This window comes from Limibacillus sp. (assembly GCA_037379885.1).
In the GTDB taxonomy this organism is placed as follows: domain Bacteria; phylum Pseudomonadota; class Alphaproteobacteria; order Kiloniellales; family CECT-8803; genus JARRJC01.
Genome location: JARRJC010000010.1, coordinates 18434 through 36458 on the forward strand (window position 1 = coordinate 18434; position 18025 = coordinate 36458).

The 18025-nt window shown below is 67.6% G+C and carries 16 protein-coding genes, 1 other RNA gene and 1 pseudogene; 12 read left to right on the plus strand and 6 right to left on the minus strand.

Features of this window, described 5'->3' with window-relative positions; genetic code table 11:
- The 4 genes from P8X75_05020 to P8X75_05035 form a co-directional block, all read right to left on the minus strand.
- Positions 1–1113 (minus strand): microcin C ABC transporter permease YejB, encoded by a 1113-nt coding sequence (locus P8X75_05020; protein ID MEJ1994564.1) that lies wholly within the window; start codon positions 1111–1113, stop codon positions 1–3.
- 28 nt (positions 1114–1141) lie between these two features.
- Complete coding sequence (locus P8X75_05025; GenBank protein ID MEJ1994565.1) at positions 1142–3040, minus strand: extracellular solute-binding protein; 1899 nt, start codon at positions 3038–3040, stop codon at positions 1142–1144.
- Between the two features lie 93 nt (positions 3041–3133).
- Entirely contained in the window at positions 3134–3943 is an 810-nt protein-coding gene (hisN, locus tag P8X75_05030; GenBank protein MEJ1994566.1) for a histidinol-phosphatase, read from the minus strand.
- A 26-nt stretch (positions 3944–3969) separates the two neighbouring features.
- Positions 3970–5580 carry a c-type cytochrome gene (locus P8X75_05035; GenBank protein ID MEJ1994567.1) on the minus strand — a complete coding sequence of 537 codons (1611 nt, stop codon included), beginning with the start codon at positions 5578–5580 and terminating at the stop codon, positions 3970–3972.
- A gap of 313 nt (positions 5581–5893) precedes the next feature.
- Here P8X75_05035 and P8X75_05040 point away from each other — a divergent pair, with 313 nt between their 5' ends.
- Both P8X75_05040 and P8X75_05045 read left to right on the plus strand, forming a co-directional pair.
- Positions 5894–6652 (plus strand): 3-deoxy-manno-octulosonate cytidylyltransferase, encoded by a 759-nt coding sequence (locus tag P8X75_05040; protein ID MEJ1994568.1) that lies wholly within the window; start codon positions 5894–5896, stop codon positions 6650–6652.
- A gap of 25 nt (positions 6653–6677) precedes the next feature.
- A complete protein-coding gene (locus tag P8X75_05045; protein ID MEJ1994569.1) occupies positions 6678–7562 on the plus strand; it encodes a prephenate dehydratase in 885 nt (294 codons plus the stop codon).
- A 7-nt stretch (positions 7563–7569) separates the two neighbouring features.
- On the opposite strand, the gene nudC is transcribed toward P8X75_05045, so the two are convergent.
- Positions 7570–8472 carry an NAD(+) diphosphatase gene (gene nudC, locus P8X75_05050; protein MEJ1994570.1) on the minus strand — a complete coding sequence of 301 codons (903 nt, stop codon included), beginning with the start codon at positions 8470–8472 and terminating at the stop codon, positions 7570–7572.
- Positions 8473–8609: 137 nt separating this feature from the next.
- Here nudC and ffs point away from each other — a divergent pair.
- The 9 genes and pseudogenes from ffs (at position 8610) to P8X75_05095 (ending at position 16188) form a co-directional block, all read left to right on the plus strand.
- An RNA gene (ffs, locus tag P8X75_05055) (signal recognition particle sRNA small type) lies at positions 8610–8706 on the plus strand.
- A 56-nt stretch (positions 8707–8762) separates the two neighbouring features.
- Positions 8763–10643 carry a DNA polymerase III subunit gamma/tau gene (locus tag P8X75_05060; GenBank protein ID MEJ1994571.1) on the plus strand — a complete coding sequence of 627 codons (1881 nt, stop codon included), beginning with the start codon at positions 8763–8765 and terminating at the stop codon, positions 10641–10643.
- Positions 10640–10963 (plus strand): YbaB/EbfC family nucleoid-associated protein, encoded by a 324-nt coding sequence (locus tag P8X75_05065; protein ID MEJ1994572.1) that lies wholly within the window; start codon positions 10640–10642, stop codon positions 10961–10963. The genes P8X75_05060 and P8X75_05065 overlap by 4 nt, the downstream gene beginning before the upstream one ends.
- Positions 10964–10981: 18 nt before the next feature.
- Positions 10982–11575, plus strand: a complete 594-nt coding sequence (gene recR, locus P8X75_05070; protein ID MEJ1994573.1) for a recombination mediator RecR — start codon at positions 10982–10984, stop codon at positions 11573–11575.
- A 121-nt stretch (positions 11576–11696) separates the two neighbouring features.
- On the plus strand, positions 11697–12224 hold the full coding sequence (locus tag P8X75_05075; protein ID MEJ1994574.1) for a hypothetical protein: 528 nt from the start codon (positions 11697–11699) through the stop codon (positions 12222–12224).
- Between the two features lie 29 nt (positions 12225–12253).
- Entirely contained in the window at positions 12254–13120 is an 867-nt protein-coding gene (locus P8X75_05080; GenBank protein MEJ1994575.1) for a DUF4139 domain-containing protein, read from the plus strand.
- A 139-nt stretch (positions 13121–13259) separates the two neighbouring features.
- Complete coding sequence (locus P8X75_05085) at positions 13260–14108, plus strand: chorismate mutase (protein ID MEJ1994576.1); 849 nt, start codon at positions 13260–13262, stop codon at positions 14106–14108.
- 51 nt (positions 14109–14159) lie between these two features.
- Positions 14160–15256: pseudogene (hisC, locus tag P8X75_05090) on the plus strand (histidinol-phosphate transaminase).
- Positions 15253–16188, plus strand: a complete 936-nt coding sequence (locus P8X75_05095; GenBank protein MEJ1994577.1) for a prephenate/arogenate dehydrogenase family protein — start codon at positions 15253–15255, stop codon at positions 16186–16188. The pseudogene hisC and the gene P8X75_05095 overlap by 4 nt, the downstream one beginning before the upstream one ends.
- A gap of 28 nt (positions 16189–16216) precedes the next feature.
- Here P8X75_05095 and P8X75_05100 read toward each other — a convergent pair whose 3' ends face one another.
- The gene (locus tag P8X75_05100) at positions 16217–17266 is read right to left on the minus strand and encodes a DUF2125 domain-containing protein (protein MEJ1994578.1); all 1050 of its coding nucleotides are present in this window, start codon (positions 17264–17266) and stop codon (positions 16217–16219) included.
- Positions 17267–17384: 118 nt separating this feature from the next.
- Between P8X75_05100 and P8X75_05105 the strand changes: the two genes are divergently transcribed.
- The gene (locus P8X75_05105) at positions 17385–17996 is read left to right on the plus strand and encodes a gamma-glutamylcyclotransferase (protein ID MEJ1994579.1); all 612 of its coding nucleotides are present in this window, start codon (positions 17385–17387) and stop codon (positions 17994–17996) included.
- Positions 17997–18025: the final 29 nt, after the last annotated feature.

The following is an 18025-nucleotide window of genomic DNA, read 5'->3' on the forward strand; positions in this document are numbered from 1 at the left end:
CTAAACCTCCCGCCCTTCGAAGTCGATCCGGGGGTCGATCAGCGTGTACATCAGGTCGCCCACCAGATTCATGATGAGGCCCAGGAGCGAGAAGAAGAACAGCGTGCCGAACATGACCGGATAGTCGCGGTTGAAGGCCGCCTCGAAGCCCAGCAATCCCAGTCCGTCCAGGGAGAAGATGACCTCGATCAGAAGCGCTCCTGTGAAGATCACCGAGATGAAGGCCCCCGGAAAGCCCGCGATCACGATCAGCATGGCGTTGCGGAAGACGTGCCCGTAAAGAACCCGGTTCTGGGTCAGTCCCTTGGCCTTGGCGGTGATCACGTACTGCTGGCCGATCTGGTCCATGAAGGAGTTCTTGGTGAGCATGGTCATGGTGGCGAAACTGCCGACCACCATCGCCGTGATGGGCAGCACGAGATGCCAGAAGTAATCGACGATCCTGGCGGGCCAGGACAGCGTCTCCCAGTCCGGCGAGGTGAGGCCGCGCAGCGGGAACCAATCGAGGTAGCTGCCGCCTGCGAAGAGGATGATCAGCAGGACCGCGAAAAGGAACGACGGGATCGCGTAGCCCACGATGATGAGGCCGGAGGTCCAGACGTCGAAGCGCGTGCCGTCCCGGACCGCCTTGGCGATGCCCAGCGGGATGGAGACCAGATACATCAGCAGGGTCGACCAGAGCCCGAGCGAGATAGAGACCGGCAGCTTGTCGATCACCAGGTCCACGACTGTCTGGTCGCGGAAGAAGGACTCGCCGAAATCGAAGGTCAGGTAGTTGCCGATCATCAGGAAGAAGCGTTCGTGCGGCGGTCTGTCGAAGCCGAACTGCTTTTCCAGCTGGGCGATGAACTCGGGCTCCAGGCCCTGCGCGCCGCGGTAGGCGCTCTCTCCGCCCTCTTGCGAGCTTCCGCCGCCCGCCCCGCCTTCGCCCAGCTCTCCCGTCGCGCTTTGCGTGGCGCGCTGGACGATGCTCTGACCTTCCCCGGTCAACTGCCCGATGAGCTGTTCGACCGGGCCGCCGGGGGCGGCCTGGATCACCACGAAGTTGATCACCATGATCCCGAAAAGTGTCGGGACGATCAGCGCCAGGCGTCGGAGGATATAGGCGAGCATCTGTGTTTTTATGCCTCTCGTTGCTTGCCTACTGGCCGCTGTCGGCGGACTGGGCGGGCAGCTTCAAGCCGCGTGCCTTGTCCGGGACGACCCACCAGGTGTCGAACTGCGTGCCGTTCTTGGGCGTGACCTCCGGCCGGGCGAACTTGTCCCAGTAGAGGATGCGGTCGACCTGAATGTGCCACTGGGGGATCACGTAGTGCCCCCAGAGCAGGACGCGGTCGAGGGCGCGGGTCCGCTGGATGAGGGACTCGCGGTCGGGCGCGGAGATGACCAGTTCGATCAACTCGTCCACGACCGGATCGCTGACGCCCACGTAGTTCCGGCTGCCTTCGCTCTGGGCCGACTCGCTGCCCCAGAAATCCCGCTGCTCATTGCCGGGGGAGTCCGACTGTCCCCAGGAGGCGACGATCATATCGAAGTCGAAGGAACGCACCCGCTTGATGTATTGCGGCGTATCGACGACGCGCGCCTCGGCTTCGATCCCCAGCCGCTTCAGGTTGCGGATGAAGGGTAGGGCGATACGGGAAAAGGCGGGGGAGGCCAGCAGGATCTCGAACTCGAAGGGCTCGCCGGTCTCTTCCTTCACCAGCTTCATGTCGCGCACCACCCAGCCGGCTTCGGCCAGAAGCTCGAAGGCGCGCCTCAGGTTCTCGCGCGGCCAGCCGCTGCCGTCGGTCGAGGGTGCGAAGTAGGGTTCCTCGAAGACCTCGGGCGGCAAGCGGTCGCGGTAGCGCTCCAGGATCTCCAGCTCTTCGCCCTGAGGCAGGCCGGAAGAGGCCAGCTCGGAGTTCGAGAAGTAGCTCTCCGTGCGGCTGTACTGCCCGAAGAAGAGATTCTGGTTGGTCCACTCGAAATCGAAGGCGTAGGCCAGCGCCCGGCGCACCAACGGGTCCTTGAAGGGTTCCCGCCGCGTATTCATGCCCCAGGACTGCATGCCGGTCGGCCGGCTGTTCTCCAGGGCGACCTTCTGAAGCCGCCCGTCGCGTACGGCGGGGACGTCATAGTCTGTCGCCCAGGCCTTGGCCTGGTTCTCCACCCGGTAATCGATCCGTCCGCTCTTCAGCGCTTCGCGCACGATGGTGTCGTCGCGGTAGTAGTCGTAGCGGATGCTGTCGAAGTTATCGCGGCCCACCATCGTCGGATGATCCCAGCCCCAGTAGTCCTCGACCCGCTCGTAGACCACATAGCGCCCTGGCTCGAAGTCGGCGACGCGGTAGGGGCCGCTGGCGGGCGGCGGGTCGAGCGAGGTGGCGCCGAACTCGCGGCCTTCATAGAAATGCTTGGGCAGCACCGTCAGTTGCCCGATGATGAGCGGCAGTTCGCGATTCTCGCTTTCGGAAAAGCTGAACTTGACCCGCCGCTCGCCGGTCTGGACCGCCTCCGTCACCGAGCCGTAGTAGAAGCGGAAGAAGGGGTGCCCTTCGGTCTTCAGGATGTTGAGCGAGAAGATCACGTCCTCGACCGTGATCGGCCTGCCGTCGTGCCAGATGATGTCGTCGCGCAACTCGAATTCAACCCAAGAGCGGTCGTCCGGCCAGATCACCTTCTCACAGAGCAGGCAGTACTCCGTGAAGGCCTCGTCGGCGCTGGAGACCATGAGACTCTGGTGGGTGTTCGCGATACCCGCCGCAGCTTCTCCCTTGATGATGAAGGGATTGAAGGAATCGAAGTTCCCGATGGCGGCCAGTTGTACCTCGCCGCCCTTGGGCGCTTCCGGGTTCACATAGTCGAAGTGCCTGAAATCGGGGCCGTACTTCGGCTCGCCGTGCATGGCGATGGCGTGGGATTCATGGATGACCTGACGACCCGCGCCGGCGTCTGAGCTGGCGACTGTGTTGGCATCCGACTGCGCATGCGCCGCGCCCGCCATGGAGAGCGAGAGCAGCAGCCCTGCGGTCAGCGTGAAAAGGCGAGGTCCGTTCATGAATCCCTTCGGTGAAGCCCTGTCCGTCGTTCGCATTCTTAATGGCTGCTTCGACCCAGCTTAATCTGTGCGCCCCGTCGCGCCGGATCAAGACTATGCGCTGGCACCCAGAATCGAAAGGGCTGCTTCGTGGCAGCGCTGGTCCCCGGCGGCGATGACGCAGTCGCCGCTCTCCAGGCTGACGGGCTCGCCCCGCCAGTTGGTGATGATGCCGCCCGCCTCCGTGATCACGGGAGCCAGGGCCATGAAGTCATAGACGCCGAGCGCCGCCTCGCAGACCAGGTCGATGAAGCCGCTGGCGAGCAGCCCAAAGCCGTAGCAGTCGTTGCCGTAGACGGTGAAACGCGCTTCCGCCGACAGCCGTTCGAAGGCCTCGCGCCGAGGGCCCGAGGCGAACATCTCCGGCGTCGTGGCGGTCAGCACCGCTTGGGAAAGCTCTGCGCAGGCGCGCACCTTGGCGGGCCGTTCGCCCCGCTGGTCGCGGAAGACGGCCCCGCGGCCGGCAAGGCCGATCCAGCGTTCGCGCTTCATGGGCATGTCGATCAGGCCCAGGACCGGCCTGCCGCGATGGGCCAGCGCGATCAGGCTGCCGTAGCCGACATTGCCGGTCACGAACTGCTTGGTGCCGTCGATGGGGTCGATGACCCAGACGAACTCGGCCTCCGGGTCCTTGCTGCCGTGCTCCTCGCCGATCACGCCGTGGTCGGGAAACTGAGATTCCAGCACGGCGCGCACGGCCAGCTCCGCCTCCCTGTCGGCCCGGGTCACGGGGCTCTCGTCTGACTTGCTGTCGACGGTGAGGTCTTGGCGGAAGTAACCGGTGGTGACCTTTCCCGCGGCCTCTGCCGCCGCTTCGGCGGCGGCGCGGCAACGCTCCAGGAATGCGGGGGAGGGCAGGCTCATGCGGGCGCGCCTCGCGAAACTAGGGGTCAGTTGATGCGATAGGGGCGCTCTGCTTGTAGGCGGAAGTAGGCGGCCAGGGCAAGGCGTTCCTCCGGCGCGGCGAACTCAGGATGCGACTGCTCGCAGCGGCCGTAGAAGGCCTGCGGGTTGTTCAGAAGGTCGTCGAAGAGCTGATAGCTCCAATAGCCCAGATGCCGGGGCTCCTCGGCCAGCGCCGCCGAGCAGTCCGAATAGGCATAGTCCTCCAGGCCCGCGATTCGCCGGCCGAGGACCCCAAAAAGATTAGGGCCGATCTTGTCGGCCCCGTTTTCGCTCCAGTCATGGCAGGTGGCGCAGGCTTGCGCCAAGAGTTTTCCCCGGTCGGGTTCCGCCTCCAGAACCCTGGCTTCGATCATCCTTTCACGCTCCATCATCCGGTTCTGCAGGGTGGCGAGTTCGGCCATGTTTTCCATGTGACGCTGAATCTTCTCAGCTTCGGCGAACACCATGGCCGTGCGCTCGGCGCTGCCGACCGGCGGCAGGGCGGCGGCCTTGTCCTCGGCCGCCGTCTCTTGCGCGGGCGCGCTCGGCTCCGGCGCCGCCGCGGCGTTGTCCGGCAGCGGCTCGGGATCGTTGGAGAGGCTGCGCAGGTAGGCGATCAGGTTGGCCAGCTCCTCATCCTTCTTGATGCCGGCGAAGGACATCTTGGTGCCCGGCGCCCAGCCCTTGGGGTCGGACAGGAAGCCCGCCAGGGCCGCATAGTCCCAGGTGCCGCCCTTATCCTTGAGCGCGGAGGAATAGCTGTAGCCCTCGTGGCTGGCGATCTCGCGCCCGACCACGTCCCAGAGACCGGGGCCGACCTTGTTCGGTCCGCCCTCGTCGAAGGAGTGGCAGGCCGCGCACTTCTTGACGACCTTCTCGCCAGCCGCGGCATCGGCGGAGGCCAGGAGCGCGATCACGCCGCTGGCCGGGCCTTCGGCCATCGCGCCGGCGGCGTCCGCCATGCTGTCGGCAGCGCCTTCCACGGCGTCCCCAGCGGCTTCCATCGCGCCCTCCACGGCGTCTCCGGCGGCCTCGGCCATGCCTTCGGCGCTGGCGGTCAAGGCGTTGATCTCGTCCTCGCTGGGCAGCGGTGCCGGGTCGTTGGAGAGACTGCGCAGGTAGGCGATCATGTCGGCGCGGTCCTCCACCTTGGCGATGCCCGCGAAGGACATCTTGGTGCCGGGCGCGTACTCGCCGGGGTTCGCGAGGAAGGCGTTCAGCGCGCTATAGCTCCAAGCCTCGTCCGGGGCGTTCTGCAGCGCGTCGGAGTAGCTGTATCCCTCGTGGCTGGCCATGGCGCGTCCCACGACGCCCCACAGGCCCGGGCCGACCTTGTTGGGGCCGCCCTCCTCGAAGGCGTGGCAGGCGGTGCACTTCTTGGCGAGCGACTCGCCGGACTCCACGCTGGCGGCAGCCAGAAGTGGCAGCACCGGCTCCAGGGCCGGGCCCTCGGCTTCGGCCATTTGCTCGCCGGAAGATTCCATGCCCGCAGGCTTGTAGACGGCTTCTTCCAAATGATCCTCGGACACCAGAAGGTGCGCGATGAAGCCGGACCCCATGGCGATGACGCCGCCGGTAAGGACGGCCGCGGCGATTTTGTTCAACTCGAGGGACATGCTTGCTTTCCCCTGACGGTATTAAGCGAAGGAACTCTAGCTCCGATGGCGCGCGACTTTAGTGCGAGCCGCAAGGATGATCAACTCATTGCCGAGCCGCAAAAGGCCTTTGCCGCGCCTCCTGCGGATCGCTACCCTTCTCCAGCGTCGCTTTCGCAGCCTTTCTACGGGCAGATTAGCGGAGAGGCTTGTCCGCTCCGCGCGTCACAAGGTCGCAGAGACGCTATAAAGGTCGCAGAGCCGGGCTTCCGCCGCAAGCAGGAAGCAAAAGAGGCAGGATCACCCCGCCAAACCGCTTGGAGCCCAGGAAAGCATGAACCGAAGCCCCCTGATCGTGATTCCCGCCCGCATGGCCTCGACCCGCTTGCCCGGCAAGCCGCTGGCCGACATCGCGGGCGCGCCGATGATCGTGCAAGTTTTGCGCCGCGCGCTGGAGGCGGATATCGGCCCCGCCATCGTGGCCGCCGCAGAACCCGAGATCGCCGAGGCCGTGGAGAAGGCCGGCGGGCGCGCGGTCCTGACCGACCCGGAGTTGCCCAGCGGCTCCGACCGGATTCATCAGGCCGTGCAGCGCATCGATCCGGAAGGCCTGCACGAGGTGGTGGTGAATCTCCAGGGCGACCTGCCGACCCTGGAGCCGGAGGCGCTGCGCGCCGTCCTGCTGCCGCTGGTCCACCCGGAGGTGGAGATCGCGACGCTCTGCGCGGAGATCACGGAGCCTGCCGAGCGCGCCAATCCCAACGTGGTTAAGATCGCCACCGCCTTTCCCGACCCGAACGAAGCGGCGCGGGCGCTCTATTTCTCGCGCGCGCCGATCCCCTGGGACCAGGGCGACGCCGCGCTGCCGCTCTATCATCACATCGGCATCTACGCTTACCGCCGCGCCGCGCTGGAACGTTTCGTGGCGTTGCAGCCCTCGCCCCTGGAAAAGCGCGAGCGGCTGGAGCAACTCCGCGCGCTGGAGGCCGGCATGAGGATCGACGCCGCCCTCGTTGACACCGTTCCGCTGGGTGTCGATACTCCCGCCGACCTTGAGCGGGCGCGCCAAATCCTGTCGGCCCGGCCTCAATAGAACCCCCGGATACCGGACCCCCGCCATGGCCGCAGACAGCAAGGCAGAGAGCAAGAAAAAGAAGATCGCCTTCCAGGGCGTGCCCGGCGCCAACTCGGACGTGGCCTGCCGCTCGGTCTTTCCGGATATGGAGCCGCTGGCCTGCGCGTCCTTCGCCGATGCCTTCGCGGCCGTTTCCGAGGGCGAGGCGGCGCTCGGCATGATCCCGATCGACAACTCCTCGGCCGGGCGCGTGGCGGACATCCACCACCTGCTGCCGGAATCCGGCCTGCACATCATCGGCGAGCACTTCCAGAAGATCGAACACCAGCTGGTGGCGCCCAAGGGCGTGGAGCTTTCCGACATCAAGCTGGTGCGCAGCCACGTGCATGCGCTCAGCCAGTGCCGCCGCTTCATCCGCGAACATGGCTGGCAGGCCGTCGTGCACGCCGACACCGCCGGCGCCGCCAAGGACCTGGCGGAGCGCAGGCCGCAAGGCGAAGCGGCGATCGCCAGCGCCCTGGCGGCTGAGATCTACGGTCTGGAGATTCTGGAGCGCAACGTCGAGGACGAGCACAACAACACCACGCGGTTCATCGTGATGGCGCGCGAGCCGATCCATCCCGAGCCGCACGAAGGCCCGGTGATCACCTCCTTCGTGTTCCGGGTGCGCTCGGTCCCGGCGGCGCTCTACAAGTCGCTCGGCGGCTTTGCGACCAACGGGGTCAACATCACCAAGCTTGAGAGCTACATCACCGACGGCTCCTTCACCGTGGCGCAGTTCTACGCGGATATCGAAGGGCACCCGGACGACCGTCTGGTGCGGCTGGCGCTGGAGGAGCTGAGCTTCTTCTCCCGCGAGGTGAAGATCCTGGGGGTGTATCCCGCCTCTCCCTTCCGCAAGCAGAACGCCGCGGGCGGCGGCCTCTAGGGCTTTCTCAGGCTTCTTCCAACCAGGAGAGAATCAACTGGCGGGCGATGGAATCCTCGCGCGGTAGCTGGAAGAGCGCGTCGCCGGGGGACTCCAGGATCGCCTTGCGCTCGAACCACTGCGCGCTTTCCAGTTCGTTGGGATCGACGGTCAGCGGGCCGTAGTCGGCGCGGGCGTGGAAACCCAGCATGATGGAGGAGGGGAAGGGCCAGGGCTGGCTGGAGTGGTAGGTCACGTCCCGCACGCGAATCCCGACCTCCTCGAAGACTTCGCGCGCCACCGCCTCCTCAAGGCTCTCGCCCGGTTCCACGAAGCCGGCGAGCGTGGAATGGCGGCCTTCCGGCCAGGCGGCCTGCCGGCCGAGGACGCAGCGGTCCCCGCCGTCGTGCACCAGCATGATCACCGCCGGATCGGTGCGCGGGAAGTGCGAGGCGCCGCATTCGGGATTCTCGCAGCGGCGCTGATGGCCGGCCATCTCCATGCGGGTGGGATGGCCGCAGACGCCGCAGAAGCGGTGGCGTGCATGCCACCAGGCGAGGCCGCGCGCGTAGGCGAGCACCGAGCCCTCCCAGCGTTCCAGAACCGGACCCACCTGGCGCAGGTCGGCGAACTCGCCCTCCAGGCGCGGCGGCTCCTCGTGATGGCTGAGATCGACGGAGAGGTAGACGGCCCCGCCGCGCCGCCCCAGCAGGATCGGCTCCGCCGACTGCTCGATCAGCACCGAGGCCTCCTGCAGGTCCAGGTAGCGGGCCGTGGGGTTCTCCAGGCTCGCCACCAGATTGCGGTAACGCCAGACCGCGACGACGCGGACCTCTTCGCCGTCCCCGATCTTGTCGAGCCATTGGGGGTCGCGGCGCAGCGGTTCTTCGCGTTCCAGACCGCCTTGGCTGTAGAAGTTGCGTATCGTCATGGGCGCTAAAGTGGCCCAAGCCGCGCGCGCTGGCAATCGGCCTTGCGTTGTGCGGGAATCCGGCTGGGTTCCGGTCCAAGTTTTTGGGGGCTTTACCCTTGCCCCGGACCGCCCTCTTGTGGCTATAGTGCGCCTCGGGAGGCTGGCGGCGGACGGGTCCCTCGCCAACCCGGTCAGGTCCGGAAGGAAGCAGCCGTAACGAGTTCGGCTCGGGTCGTCTGTCCAGCCTCCCACCGTTATTCGGTTCTATACCGTCTCAACCCCGCTCATGAAGGCAGCGCCGAGCCCGGATGGCAGAGACACCAGACGATCGCCCCGGCCAGGGGACTGACGACGCGCCCCAGGCGCCCTACCGCGTTCTCGCGCGGAAGTACCGGCCCGCCACCTTCTCCGAACTGATCGGCCAGGACGCCCTGGTCCGCACCCTGACCAACGCCATCGCGAACCAGCGTCTGGCGCACGCTTTCGTCCTGACCGGCGTACGCGGCGTCGGCAAGACCACGACGGCGCGCATCCTCGCCAAGGCGCTCAATTGCGTTGGGCCGGACGGCAAGGGCGGCGCGACCGTGGAGCCCTGCGGCCAGTGCCAGCACTGCACGGCCATCGCCGCGGACCGCGACGTCGATGTGATCGAGATGGACGCGGCCAGCCGCACCGGCGTCGACGACATGCGCGAACTGCTGGACGGGGTGCGCTACCGCCCGGTGGCCGCGCGCTACAAGGTCTACATCATCGACGAAGTGCACATGCTCTCGACCAACGCCTTCAACGCGCTGTTGAAGACCTTGGAAGAGCCGCCCGAACAGGTGATCTTCGTCTTCGCCACCACCGAGATCCGCAAGGTGCCGGTCACCGTCCTCTCGCGCTGCCAGCGCTTCGACCTGCGCCGGGTCGAGCAGGAGACGCTGGAGCGTCACTTCGCCGGAATCGCGGAGAAGGAGGGGATCGAGGCCGCGCCCGAGGCGCTCGCCATGATCGCCCGCGCCGCCGACGGGTCGGTGCGCGACGGCCTGTCGTTGATGGATCAGGCCATCGCGCTTGCCGGCGGGCGCATCGAGGCGGAGTTGGTCCGCCAGATGCTGGGTCTTGCCGACCGCATACAGATCTTCGACCTTCTGGACCACCTGCTGGCCGGGCGCGTGCAGGAAGCGCTGGAGGTCTTCTCCGACCTGCACGCCAAGGGCGCAGACCCGGCGATCGTGGTGCAGGACCTGCTCGACCTGACCCATTGGCTGACCCGCGCGAAGCTGGTGCCGCAGTCGGCCAACGAGGCCGGACTGCCCGAGGCCGAACGCACGCGGGGCCGGGAGATGGCGGGCAAGCTTTCCATGCAGGCGCTGGCCCGCGCCTGGCAGATTCTACTGAAGGGCTATCAGGAAACCCAGTCGGCGCCCTCACCGCAGAGCGCCGCTGAGATGGTGCTGATCCGCCTGGCGCACGCATCCAACCTGCCGCCGCCCGGCGATCTGATCAAAAGACTGACCGATGGCGAGGGCGCGGCGCCCGCTGCCTCCACGCAGGCCGCGCCCGCGTCCGGCGGCGGAGGCGATGCGAGCGCCCGGCTGGTCTCCCAAAATTCTGGCGGCGGGGCTGGCGGCGGGGAGCGTACCAGGGGCGATGGACCGCAGGCCGCCCGAAGCCAGCCGCAACCCCAGGCCTCGGCGCAAGCGGCGCAACCGCTTTCGCTTTCGAGCTTTGAGGAGGTCGTGGCGCTGGTCGGCGAGCGCAAGGAGGCGGTGCTCGCCTCCCAACTGGCTCAAGAGGTGCATCTGGTCCGCTTCGAGCCGGGGCGCATCGAGCTGCGCCCGACCGAGCGGGCGCCGCGCGATCTGACCGGGCGGCTGGGCCGGCTGCTGACCGAATGGACCGGACGGCGCTGGATGGTCTCCGTTTCCGGCGAGGAGGGACAGCCGACGCTGGCCGACCGCAAGGCCAGCCACGAGGCCGCCGCGCGCGATGCCCTTTTGCAGGAGCCCTTGGTCAAGGCGCTGCTGAACGCTTTCCCAGGCGCGGCGCTGGTCGGCCTCACCGGTGAGGAAGCGCGCGAGGAGCAGTTGCGCGAGGCGCTGAACGAGATGGGGCTGGGCGAAAGCGGTCTCGACGAGATCCCGGACGAGGTGGACCTCGACGCCCTGGAAGCCTTTTTGAACGAGGGAGAAGACCTGGAATGAAGAATCTGGCCAACATGATGAAGCAGGCCCAGGAGATGCAGACCAAGATGGCCGAGATGCAGGAGCAACTCGCCCAGGAAGAGGTCACGGGCGTTTCCGGCGGCGGCATGCTCGAAGTGCGCATGAACGGCAAGGGCGAGATGCGCGGCCTCAAAATCGACCCGTCGCTGGTCGACCCGAACGAGGTCGAGGTGCTGGAGGACCTGATCATGGCCGCGGCGAACGACGCCAAGGCCAAGGTCGAGGAGATGACCCGCGAGAAGATGCGCGAACTGACCGGCGGCCTGAACCTGCCGCCGGGAATGAGCCTGCCCTTCTAGGCGTCTTAAGGTCCCGCCATGGCCGCCCCTGAAATCGAACGTCTGATCCGCCTCTTGGCCCGCTTGCCGGGCCTCGGCCCGCGCTCGGCCCGCAGGGCGGCGCTGACCCTGCTTGAGCGGCGCGAACAGCTTTTGGAGCCTCTTGCCGCCGCGCTCACCGAAACCGCCGACCGGGTGACGGTCTGCGGGCGCTGCGGCAATCTCGACTCCAGCGATCCCTGCGGCGTCTGCCTCGACGTGAAGCGCGACCCCTCGATCCTCTGCGTGGTGGAGGACGTGGCGGATCTCTGGGCGCTGGACCGCTCCGGCGCCTTCGCCGGGCGCTATCACGTTCTGGGCGGCACGCTCTCCGCGCTCGACGGGCGCGGGCCCGAACAGCTGCGCATCGCCCCCCTGGTGGCGCGGGCGAGCGAGCCTGAGGTCAAGGAAGTGATCCTGGCGCTGGGCGCCACGGTCGAAGGACAGACGACCGCCCACTACATCGCCGATCGCCTGACCGCTGCGGAGGTGACCGTCACCTATCTGGCGCACGGCGTCCCGGTGGGCGGCGAGCTGGACTATCTGGACGACGGCACCCTGACCACGGCCCTGAAGGCCCGCCGTCCGGCGTGAGCAGCGCCCGGGGCGCCGGGAATCGCCTTTTGCCCACCACGCTTTTGCCCTATTCCTCCTGGAACCTTCGAAAAGCGATACTACCGAACCCTTTGATGCCTATTAGCCCGGAGGTGCCCCGATGGCCCGTTCGCCGCTCTTTCTCGCCGCCGCCTGTAGCGCGCTGATCGCCGGGAGCGCCCAGGCCGACAGTCCGATGCTGCCCAGCCAGAGTCTGGCCGCGGGCGAGCGCAGTCTTGCGATAACCCTCTACAACCAGGATCTCGCGTTCTTCCACGAGCTGCGCGACGCCGAGCTCCAGCGCGGCCCCAACCGCTTGGCGCTGGAGGGGGTCGCCTCCACGGTCATGCCGCAAAGCCTCTATCTGGAAGCGCCGGGCGTCGCCCTGCTGTCGCAGAGCTATCAGCCCGCGACCCTGTCGCGCGGGTCCCTGGCGGAGGCCTTCCTGGGCGAGAGCGTCGGCGTGCTGCTGCCCAGCGAGGAGCAGGCCGACAGGCTGGAGCGTCACGAAGGCCGGCTGGTCTCGCTGTCCGGCGGCCCGCTGGTCGAGGTCGGCGGTGATCTTCGCCTGGTCCCGTTGGAGATCTGCTGTTCCCGCGCACGCCCGCGGAGCTGCGCGGGGAAGACGCTCTGCTGGTCGACCTGCTGAGCGAGCCGGGCGGCGCGGCGAAGCTCGATATCGGGTACCTGGCGACCGGCTTTTCCTGGCAGGCGGACTATACCGCGCGCTATGACGAGGCCGCTGGGACGCTCTCGGTGGTGGCCCAGGCCAGTCTTTCCAATAACACGCCGGAGAGCTACCGGGGGGCGGCCATCAGTCTGGTGGCCGGAGAGATCAACCGCGCGCGGTCCGGCGTGCCGCTCCAGTCGATGCGCGGCGACGTCATGATGATGTCGGAGGCCGCGGCCGCGCCCATGCCCAAGCAGGAAGCCGCGGGCGACTATTACCGCTACGTCCTGCCCGGGCGCGTCGATCTGCCCTCCCAATCGCTGAAGCAGGTGACTTTTCTGGAGGCCGCGGACGTCCCGGTGGAGCGGAACTACCGGATCGAGGGGCTGATCATGCAGGGCGGCAACAGGGGCCAGGTCGCCGGGCCGGTCAACGCCACCACCCGCCTGATCTTCGACAACTCCGAGGAGGCGGGCTTGGGCCGTCCCCTGCCCGCCGGAACCTGGCGCGTCTACGGCGAGTCGGCAGAGGGCGGCCGTCTTCTGCTGGGCGAGGCGGGCGAGGGCCATACCCCGAAGGACGGAGAGCTGGAACTGGTGCTTGGGCGCTCCTTCGATGTTCGCGGAGAGGCCAAGGTGACCGACTTCAAGCGGCTTTCCAACCGTTCCTACGAGCTATCCCAGGAGGTCACGGTCACCAACGCCAAGGACGAGGCGGTGACGGTCGAGCTGGTCGGCGTCTTCCCGCCTGACCTGCGCGTGCTTTCGACCAGCCTTGAGGTCGAATCGGAAGCGGCCGGGCAGCTTGTTTGGACGCTGCCCGTTCCCGCCGAAGGTGAGGCCAGTTTCAGCTTCCGGATTCTGGTCAACTACTAGGGCCCGCCGCTACCGCTGCTCTAATTCGTCATCGGGAGGCGCACTGCGGCTTTGATTTTGCCGCCGCTTGTGACTATCAATCGAGTCCCTCGTCCACGCAGAATGGGCGCTCACGAAATATGGGACGGATAAGCGGGTCATGAACAAGCCGGACGCATCTTTGGAGGCTCTGCGCGCGCGCATCGACGAGATCGATGCGGCCTTGCACGACCTGTTGATGGAGCGGGCCCGCGTGGTGGAGGGCATCTCCCTGGCCAAGGGGCAGGGCCCTGTCTCCCGGCCCGGTCGGGAAGCCGTGGTGCTTCGCCGCATCGCCGAGCGCCATGGCGGCTCCTTTCCCCTGCCCGCCGCGCTGCGCATCTGGCGGGAGATCATCACGGCCTGCAGCTACATCCAGGGCGGCTTCAAGGTGGCATATTTTTCCGGCGACACCGGGATGGTGGTGCGCGCGCTGACCCGCGACCATTACGGCGTGATGGCTGGCCTGATCCCCTGTGGATCGGCCGCGCAGGTGCTCCAGAAGACCTCCGAGGACCCCAACATCATCGGCGTCCTGCCCTTCCCGGAATCCGGGGAGGCGGGCTGCTGGTGGCCTAATCTGGCCCGCAGCGGCGACAGCACGCCGCGCATCATCGCGCGGCTGCCCTTCGCCAACGCCGCCAAGGAGGGCGTCAGCGAAGCGCTGGCAATCTCTCTGATCGACCCGGAGCCGAGCGGAGACGACAGCAGCTTCCTGGTCCTGGAGTTGACCGAGCCCCTGTCGCGCGGCTCGCTGAAGACCCTGCTTGAGAAGGCCGGGCTCCCGGTGATCGCGTTGCAGAGCGGCGAGGGCAGCGAAGGGCTGCAACTCCTGGAAGTGGCCGGCTTCGTGACCCAGGACGATCCCGGGCTCCGGCGTCTGAAAGATCTGGAGGACAAGCGGATCGGCCAGTGCTGGGCGATCGGCGCGGCTGCCCGTCCCCTGACCCTCGGGGGCAGCGGCGGCTAGTCCGGCCCCGCTCTCAATCGCTCGCGTTACAAGCAAGGAAAGCAAAAGATCATGGCGCTCAAGCCCCGCCCCGGCATTCTCGACGTGAAGCCCTACGTTGGCGGCGAGTCCAAGGCCGAGGGCGCCAACCGTGTGGTGCGTCTGGCCTCCAACGAGAATCCGCTCGGTTGCAGCCCGAAGGCCGCCGAGGCCTACCGCGCGCTGTCCGGGGACCTGCATCGCTACCCCGACGGCGGCGCGGCGGCCCTGCGCGAAACCATCGCGCGCATCCATGGGCTGGAGGCCGGTCGCCTCGTTTGCGGCGCGGGCTCGGACGAGTTGATCGCGCTGCTGATCCGCGCCTACGCGGGCGAGGGCGACGAAGTGCTCTACAGCCGCCACGGTTTCCTGATGTACGACATCGCGGCGCGCACGGCGGGCGCGCGTCCGGTCAGCGCGCCGGAGACGGACCTGCGCGCGGACGTCGACAACCTGCTGGCGGCGGTCAGTCCGCTGACGCGCCTCGTCTTTCTCGCCAACCCGAACAACCCGACCGGCAGCTACCTGCCGGACGCCGAGGTGCGCCGCCTACGCGCCGGGCTGCCGGACGAAACCCTGCTGGTGATCGACGCCGCCTACGCCGAGTACGTGGAGGAGCCGGACTACGAGTCCGGGGCGCGGCTGGTCGAGCAGTTCGACAACGTCGTGATGACCCGCACCTTTTCCAAGATCTACGGGCTGGCGGCGCTGCGCCTGGGCTGGGCCTACTGCCCGCCCGCCGTGGCCGACGTCCTGAACCGTCTGCGCGGCCCCTTCAACGTCGCCCAGGCCGCCCAGGTGGCGGGCGTGCCGCGCTGGAGGATCAGAGCTTCGTCGAGCGGAGCCGGGCGGAAAATGCGCGGTTGCGGGCCTGGACGGCTGAGAAGCTGACCGGACTGGGGCTCACGGTGCATCCCAGCCACGGCAACTTCCTGCTGGTCGAATTCCCGGCCGAGGGCAAGACCGCCGAAGCGGCGCTGGCGGCCGCCAAGGCGCGCGGCGTCCTGCTGCGCGGCATGGCCTCCTACGGCCTGCCCAACTGTCTCAGGGTTTCCATCGGCACCGCCGAGGAGATGGAGATCGCCCTGGAAGCGCTGGCCGCCTTCCTGAAGGACGAGGTGACGGCATGAGCGGCGAGGGCTCCAACCAGCTCTTCGGCACGGTCTGCCTGATCGGCGTCGGGCTGGAGGGCGGGTCGCTCGCCCTCAACATCCGGCGGCACGGCCTTGCGCGGAAGGTGGTCGGCGTGGCGCGCCGGGCGGAGACGATCCAGCGCATCCGCGAGCTTGGCCTGACGGATGAGGTCACGGACGACGTCCGCGCCGCCGCCGCAGAAGCCGACCTGGTGGTCTTCTGCACGCCGATCGGCGCCTACGCCGAGCTCGCCGACAAGCTGCAAGACGTGTTCAAGCCGGGCGCCATCGTCACCGACGTCGGCTCGGTCAAGCAGGCGGCCATCCGCGACATCGGTCCGGCCATACCCGACAACGTACATTTCGTTCCGGGTCACCCCGTAGCGGGCACGGAGCATTCGGGTCCCGATGCGGCCTTCCTCGAGCTCTTCGAGGACCGCTACTGCATCCTGACTCCGCCACCGGGCACCGACGAGGCGGCCATAGCGAAGGTCAGGGCCTTGTGGGAAGCCTGCGGTTCCATGGTCGAGATCATGGAGCCCCACCATCACGACAAGGTGCTGGGCATCACCTCGCACCTGCCGCACCTGATCGCCTACACCATCGTGGCGACGGCGGCGGACCTGGAGGAATCGACGCGCCAGGAGGTGATCCGCTACTCCGCCTCCGGTTTCCGGGACTTCACCCGGATCGCGGCCTCCGACCCGGTCATGTGGCGCGACATCTTCCTCAACAACCGCGAGGCGGTGCTGGAGATCCTGCAGCGCTTCTCGGAGGACCTGACGGCGTTGCAGCGGGCCATCCGCTGGGGCGAGGGGGATACCCTGGAGAAGGTCTTCGCCCGAACCCGCGAGATTCGCCGGGGCGTGCTGGACCTGCATCAGGCCGGCAGCTTCGATCCGCGAGAAAAGAAATCCGAGGACGAGTAGCCGCAGGCGCCCGGCTAGCCGCAGGCGCTCAGCGGCCCAGATCGACCGGGTCCAGCCGGACCAGGGGCATGGGGCCGATCGGCGGGCCGATGGACAGCCAGCCGTCCTGAAGCGTCAGGGGCAGTGAAATCTCCCGCCGTCCATCGGAGGGATCGGTCTTGCCGATGGAAAGCGCCACCGCCTGAACCGTGAAGGCGACGCCGCTGTCGATCTGTCCGCGTCTGGCGAGCCGCTCGACCGTTTCCGGAAGCCCCTTGATCCGCAGAGAGAAGGCGCCCAAAGGGCGATCCTGTTCATCCAGGGTTACGCTGCCGTCGCCGCGCAGGGTGAGCGGCCCCCAATCGAGAGAGAGTTGATCGACATCCAGGATGCCGCCGCTTTCCGCCCAGGCCCGGAGCGCGGCGTTGTCCAGCGCACCGTCCTCGGGCAGCTGCCCGGTCAGCACGCCCGCCAGTTCCAGCAGCGTGACGGTCGGGCCCAGCAGCGGGTCCAGGCCCTCGGGAAGGGTCACTCCCGTCGCGCGCAGGCGGCCCTGCCCATCGACCGGAACATCGTAGCGCGCGGCGTCCTTTGGCGCGGTGACGTCGGCCTCGAGGGTCTGGGCGCTCACCCGCCGTCCGTCATAGGCGGCTTCGGCGTCGCGGGCGCGCAGGGCCAGAGTGGCCGGTCGGCCCCGCTCGTCGTAGGTCAGCACGGCGCGCTTCTCGGCGGCCTGCAACTCCGCCGGTCCTTTGGCAGCGGGCATCGCGGGCCAGAAGAAGCGTTGCAGGCCGAAACCTTCCAGTTCCACCCGGTTCCAGTCGGTCAGCTCGATGGTCGCCGCCAGGGCCTCGCCTTCCCAGCGCCAGCCCTTGGGGTCTTCCAGGTGCGGTTCCCGGAAGAGCCCGGTGACGGCAAGCGGAAAGCCGCTCCGCTCGCGCTCGCTCCATTGCACCTGCCAGCCTTCCTGGCGCCGTTCTTCGGCCCAGCGGTCGACGCCGGCCAGAAGACGGCTGCTCACCTCCAGCCAGGCTGCGACCAGCCCGCCTGTGAGCAGAGCGACCAGGACGACCCCGGCGATGACGAGACGGCGCTTCATCAAGTCTCCCATTGTTGCTTCCACGCCGTCTTCGCGGCGCTGATATTAGGCAGCGACGAGCCTAGACTTTCCGCCGCGGCTTGTCGCGCCCATCTAAGTCTCTATGATCCGCGAGATAATGACCTCAACCGCCAGAAACAAGATCGAAACGCTCGAAGCCCGGCTCGCCGCCGAGGGCATCGAGCGTCCCAAGATTCATCTGCCCGAGGATGATTTCTGGGTCTTCGGCTACGGCTCGCTCATGTGGAACCCGGGTTTTCCGCATCTGGACGTCAAGCCGGCGCGGCTCCACGGTTACCGCCGCCGCTTCTGCGTCTATTCCCATCGCTACCGGGGCACGCCGGAGACGCCCGGCCTGGTTTTGGGCCTGGACCGGGGCGGGTCCTGCTGGGGTCTCGCCTATCAGGTGCCGCAGCGGGAGGGGGAAGAGGTGCTGGCCTACCTCTACGAGCGGGAGATGGTGACGGGCGTCTACATTCCCCGTTGGCTGGACCTCCGGGTCTCCGGCCGGAAGCGGCCGCTAAAGGCGCTCTCCTTCGTGGTGGACCGGGGGCACAAGCAGTACGCGGGTCACCTCAGCGAACAGGAGACCGCGGCCCTGATCTGCCAGGGGGAGGGTCAGCGCGGCGCCTGCGTCGAATACCTCCGCAACACTGTCCGGCATCTGGACGCGCTGGGTCTGCACGACCGCAGCCTGCACCGGCTGCTCAAAGGCGTGGGGCGGAGCTAGGTGATCCACAGCGCCTTGCGCTTACTGAC

What these genes read in the sequence shown, in the direction of transcription:
- P8X75_05060 (MEJ1994571.1), top strand. Translation starts at nt 8,763, where the DNA reads ATGGCAGAGACACCAGACGATCGCCCCGGCCAGGGGACTGACGACGCG.
- P8X75_05075 (MEJ1994574.1), top strand. Translation starts at nt 11,697, where the DNA reads ATGGCCCGTTCGCCGCTCTTTCTCGCCGCCGCCTGTAGCGCGCTGATC.
- recR (MEJ1994573.1), top strand. Translation starts at nt 10,982, where the DNA reads ATGGCCGCCCCTGAAATCGAACGTCTGATCCGCCTCTTGGCCCGCTTG.
- P8X75_05100 (MEJ1994578.1), bottom strand. Translation starts at nt 17,266, where the DNA reads ATGAAGCGCCGTCTCGTCATCGCCGGGGTCGTCCTGGTCGCTCTGCTC.
- P8X75_05095 (MEJ1994577.1), top strand. Translation starts at nt 15,253, where the DNA reads ATGAGCGGCGAGGGCTCCAACCAGCTCTTCGGCACGGTCTGCCTGATC.
- P8X75_05065 (MEJ1994572.1), top strand. Translation starts at nt 10,640, where the DNA reads ATGAAGAATCTGGCCAACATGATGAAGCAGGCCCAGGAGATGCAGACC.
- P8X75_05020 (MEJ1994564.1), bottom strand. Translation starts at nt 1,113, where the DNA reads ATGCTCGCCTATATCCTCCGACGCCTGGCGCTGATCGTCCCGACACTT.
- P8X75_05025 (MEJ1994565.1), bottom strand. Translation starts at nt 3,040, where the DNA reads ATGAACGGACCTCGCCTTTTCACGCTGACCGCAGGGCTGCTGCTCTCG.
- hisN (MEJ1994566.1), bottom strand. Translation starts at nt 3,943, where the DNA reads ATGAGCCTGCCCTCCCCCGCATTCCTGGAGCGTTGCCGCGCCGCCGCC.
- P8X75_05035 (MEJ1994567.1), bottom strand. Translation starts at nt 5,580, where the DNA reads ATGTCCCTCGAGTTGAACAAAATCGCCGCGGCCGTCCTTACCGGCGGC.
- P8X75_05040 (MEJ1994568.1), top strand. Translation starts at nt 5,894, where the DNA reads ATGAACCGAAGCCCCCTGATCGTGATTCCCGCCCGCATGGCCTCGACC.
- P8X75_05045 (MEJ1994569.1), top strand. Translation starts at nt 6,678, where the DNA reads ATGGCCGCAGACAGCAAGGCAGAGAGCAAGAAAAAGAAGATCGCCTTC.
- P8X75_05105 (MEJ1994579.1), top strand. Translation starts at nt 17,385, where the DNA reads ATGACCTCAACCGCCAGAAACAAGATCGAAACGCTCGAAGCCCGGCTC.
- P8X75_05085 (MEJ1994576.1), top strand. Translation starts at nt 13,260, where the DNA reads ATGAACAAGCCGGACGCATCTTTGGAGGCTCTGCGCGCGCGCATCGAC.
- nudC (MEJ1994570.1), bottom strand. Translation starts at nt 8,472, where the DNA reads ATGACGATACGCAACTTCTACAGCCAAGGCGGTCTGGAACGCGAAGAA.